Source organism: Micromonospora sp. M51, assembly GCF_018070305.1.
GTDB lineage: Bacteria > Actinomycetota > Actinomycetes > Mycobacteriales > Micromonosporaceae > Micromonospora > Micromonospora parva.
Genome location: NZ_JAGPXZ010000634.1, coordinates 1 through 3,653, shown reverse-complemented (window position 1 = coordinate 3,653; position 3,653 = coordinate 1). Strand labels below are relative to the sequence as shown.

Here is a 3,653-nt window from a genome sequence, read left to right as displayed (position 1 = left end):
CGCGGCGGGCAGTTGTCCACTACCGCCCGTGGAGCCTCGACGAGGCTCCCGGGCGGTGGTGTTTCTGCGGACCGGGGAGTGGCGTGGTGCAGACGCTTGACGATGACGGCACCGTCGATCCGTGGCGTCGACGGGCCCGCCGCACCCGCCGACAGATGCCCCTCTGGCAGGAGCTGCCGCTGCTGCTGGTGGTCGCGTTCTGCCTCGCGGTGCTGATCCGTACCTTCCTGCTCCAGGCGTTCTTCATCCCGTCCGGCTCGATGGAGGACACCCTCCTCGTCGGTGACCGGGTGCTGGTCAACAAGGTCGTCTACGACGTTCGGGACCCGCTGCGCGGCGAGGTGGTGGTCTTCCGGGGCACCGACCGCTGGGCGCCGCAGGTCGACGATCAGCCGAAGCCGGGCGTCGCCGGCCGGCTCGCCCGCACCGTCGGCGACCTGGTCGGGGTGAGCCGGCCCGGTGAGAAGGACTTCATCAAGCGGGTGATCGGCCTGCCCGGCGACCGGGTGCAGTGCTGCGACAGTCAGGGGCGGGTGACCGTCAACGGCACCCCGCTCAACGAGACGTACGTCCTGCGGGACTCACCGCTGGACCTGCCGCCCAACCCGGCGGAGTGTCGCTCCCGGCGATTCGACGAGGTCGTCGTGCCACCCGGTCAGCTCTTCGTGATGGGCGATCACCGCGAGGTCTCCCAGGACGCGCGTTGCCAGGGGCCGGTGCCGATCGACAACGTGGTCGGCCGGGCCTTCATGGTGGTCTGGCCCTCGTCGCGGTGGAGTGCGCTGTCGGTGCCGTCGACGTTCGAGGACGTCACCGGGCCCGCCACGGCATCCCCCGGCACGCCCCCGGTGCGACCGACCCCGCAGGGCGGTGTGCTGCTGATGCTGCCGTTGGCAGCCGCGCTGCGTGGTTCCCGCGCGTTCCGGGCGGTGTCGTCCAGCCGGGCAACGTAGGCTCCTTGGCGTGATTGACGAGCAGACCGACAAGCCGCGCAGTTCCTTCTGGAAGGAGCTGCCGATCCTGCTGGGTGTGGCGATCCTGGTCGCGGTGCTGGTCCGCGCCTTTGTGCTGCAGACCTTCTTCATCCCCTCCCCGTCCATGGAGAACACCCTCAAGATCGATGACCGGGTGCTGGTCAACAAGCTGGTCTACGACTTCCGATCACCGCACCGCGGCGAGGTGATCGTGTTCAAGGCTCCGACCTCGTGGAGCGGTAACCCCGACGGTGAGGACTTCATCAAGCGGGTGATCGGCGTCCCCGGCGACCACGTGGTCTGCTGTGACCCGCAGGAACGGTTGATGATCAACGGCAAGTCGCTGGACGAGCCGTACATCTTCTCCATGGACGGGGTTCGCGACAAGCCCGCCGACCAGGAGTTCGACATCACCGTGCCGGAGGGTCGGCTGTGGGTGATGGGCGACCACCGGTCGGCCTCCGGCGACTCACTGGAGCACTGGCAGCAGTCCGGGCAGAACATCACCGAGGCCACGATCCCGGAGAACGACGTCGTCGGGCGGGCGTTCACCGTCTTCTGGCCGGTCAGCCGGGCCACCTGGCTGACAGTGCCCGACGGGTTCGACGGCATTCCCAAGCCGTAGGCCGACGGGGCGTGGGCGATCCGTCGTCGGTCTGGCAGGCTGGTGCGGTGACCGTGAGCGCGAGGAGTGAACGTCCGAGCCCCGCAGTCGCGAACAGCGACGACCGTGTCCACACCCCTCGACGCGCGGCCCGCGTGCTGCTCGTCGACGCGGCCGGCCGGGTCCTGCTGTTCGAGGGCTTCGACCCGGCCCGACCCGGGCACCGCTACTGGTTCACGCCCGGCGGCGGGCTCGACCCGCTGGAGTCCCCGGCGGCGGGCGCGGCCCGGGAGTTGGCCGAGGAGACCGGCCTGCTGCTCGACCCGGCCGCGCTGGGCGAGCCGGTCTGGTCCGACGCGACCGAGTTCTCCTTCGACGGCGTCTGGTACCGCCAGGAGCAGGATTTCTTCCTCTTCCGGGTGGACTCCTGGCGGGTGGACACCACCGGCTTCAACGACATCGAGCGGCGCAGCATCGCCGGCCACCGCTGGTGGCTTCCCGACGAGTTGGCGGCCAGCGGCGACCGGTTCTACCCACCGGAACTGCCCGCCCTGCTGACCCGGCTGGGGCAGCCCGCCACCACAGGCCAGGAAGAGGAGACGTCATGCTGACCCCGCCGCGTACCGTGGTGCGCCGTGAGGCCGGCCTGTACGCCCTGGAGCGGGCGTTGCAGCGGCGTGGCTTCCGGCACGTCGCCGGTGCGGACGAGGCTGGTCGGGGGGCGTGCGCCGGTCCACTGGTCGCCGCCGCGGCGGTGTTGCCCGAGGGACGGCGCGGCGAGATCGAGGGGCTGGCCGACTCGAAGCTGCTCACCCCGGCCAGCCGGGAACGGGTGTACGCGGAGGTCGTGGACCGCGCCCTCGCGTACGCCGTGGTGGTCATCCCGGCCGAGGAGGTCGACGCCCGGGGTCTGCACGTGTGCAACCTGGCCGCGATGCGCCGGGCGCTCGCCTCGCTCACGACCCGCCCGGAGTACGTGCTGACCGACGGCTTCGGCGTGGACGGCCTGGGCGTGCCCGGGCTGGCGGTGTGGAAGGGCGACCGGGTGGCCGCGTGCGTGGCGGCGGCCAGTGTGCTCGCCAAGGTCACCCGGGACCGGCTCATGGTGGAGCTGGACGGGGTGTTCCCGGCGTACGGCTTCGCCGAGCACAAGGGCTACATCACCCCGGAGCACTCGGCGGCGCTGCGGGAGCACGGACCGTGCCGGGAGCACCGGTTCTCGTACGTCAATGTGGCAGCGGTCTCCGGCCGCGACGGCCGGCCACCGCGCGCCCGGCGGCCCGGCGGCCAGGGTCCGGATGAGCCGATGGAGCGCTCACGGGCGTCAGGGGGTACCGTCGGCGTGGCGTTGGGCGAGCAGCCTCGGCCTCCGGCGCCGGTGGGGGAAGATGTGGCCATGGAAGGCGGAGTGCGATGAGCGCGGAAGATCTCGAGAAGTACGAGACCGAGATGGAGCTGCAGCTCTACCGGGAGTACCGCGACATTGTCCGCCAATTCTCCTATGTGGTGGAGACGGAGCGGCGGTTCTACCTGGCGAACCAGGTCGACCTGCACGTGCGCAACTCCGACGGCGAGGTCTACTTCGAGGTCGAGATGCACGACGCCTGGGTGTGGGACATGTACCGTCCCGCCCGCTTCGTGAAGAATGTCCGGGTGATGACCTTCAAGGACGTCAACGTCGAGGAGCTGGAGAAGCCCGACATCTCGCTGCCCGCCGACTCCGGCTTCGGCGGCTGAGCGCACCCCAGCCGCGGTGCCGCGCCACGGGCCCCCCACCCGTGGCCTGACACCAGCCGGTCACTCGGCGGGCACCACGACCTCGACCCGCTGCGCCATGTTGTTGGCGAAGCCGCCACGGTTCCACTGTTGCTCGACCGGCTGGGTCCGCCCGGACGCGTCGGTCGCCCGCGCGCCGAGCACGTACCGGCCGGGCGTGGCGACCCACTCGTGCCGCCAGCGCCGCCACGCGAAATCTCCGGCGTCCGTCGGGTCCAGTTCGGCCGGCGCCCAGCTCTCCCCGCCGTCGGTGGTCACCTCCACTGCCACCACCGGCGCGTGCCCCGACCAGGCCCGAC

Annotated in this window: 5 protein-coding genes and 1 pseudogene; 5 read left to right on the top strand and 1 reads right to left on the bottom strand. The window is 71.1% G+C overall.

Annotated features, from left to right (window positions below):
- Positions 1 to 83: 83 nt before the first annotated feature.
- From lepB (KBX53_RS26025) to KBX53_RS26005, 5 genes are read left to right on the top strand one after another with little or no spacing between them, the layout of a single operon-like run.
- Positions 84 to 953, top strand: coding sequence for a signal peptidase I (lepB, locus tag KBX53_RS26025; RefSeq protein WP_030335222.1), 870 nt, complete (start codon positions 84 to 86; stop codon positions 951 to 953).
- A gap of 10 nt (positions 954 to 963) precedes the next feature.
- Positions 964 to 1,599 carry a signal peptidase I gene (lepB, locus tag KBX53_RS26020; protein ID WP_030335221.1) on the top strand — a complete coding sequence of 212 codons (636 nt, stop codon included), beginning with the start codon at positions 964 to 966 and terminating at the stop codon, positions 1,597 to 1,599.
- A 47-nt stretch (positions 1,600 to 1,646) separates the two neighbouring features.
- Positions 1,647 to 2,189: an NUDIX hydrolase gene (locus KBX53_RS26015; protein WP_280940612.1), complete on the top strand. Its 543-nt coding sequence runs from the start codon at positions 1,647 to 1,649 to the stop codon at positions 2,187 to 2,189.
- Complete coding sequence (locus KBX53_RS26010) at positions 2,183 to 2,995, top strand: ribonuclease HII (RefSeq protein WP_030335217.1); 813 nt, start codon at positions 2,183 to 2,185, stop codon at positions 2,993 to 2,995. The genes KBX53_RS26015 and KBX53_RS26010 overlap by 7 nt, the downstream gene beginning before the upstream one ends.
- Positions 2,992 to 3,315: a DUF2469 domain-containing protein gene (locus KBX53_RS26005; protein WP_007075222.1), complete on the top strand. Its 324-nt coding sequence runs from the start codon at positions 2,992 to 2,994 to the stop codon at positions 3,313 to 3,315. Before KBX53_RS26010 ends, KBX53_RS26005 begins: the two co-directional genes overlap by 4 nt.
- A 60-nt stretch (positions 3,316 to 3,375) precedes the next feature.
- On the opposite strand, the pseudogene KBX53_RS26000 reads toward KBX53_RS26005, so the two are convergent.
- Positions 3,376 to 3,653, bottom strand: a pseudogene (locus KBX53_RS26000) (sulfite oxidase); the annotation flags it as partial.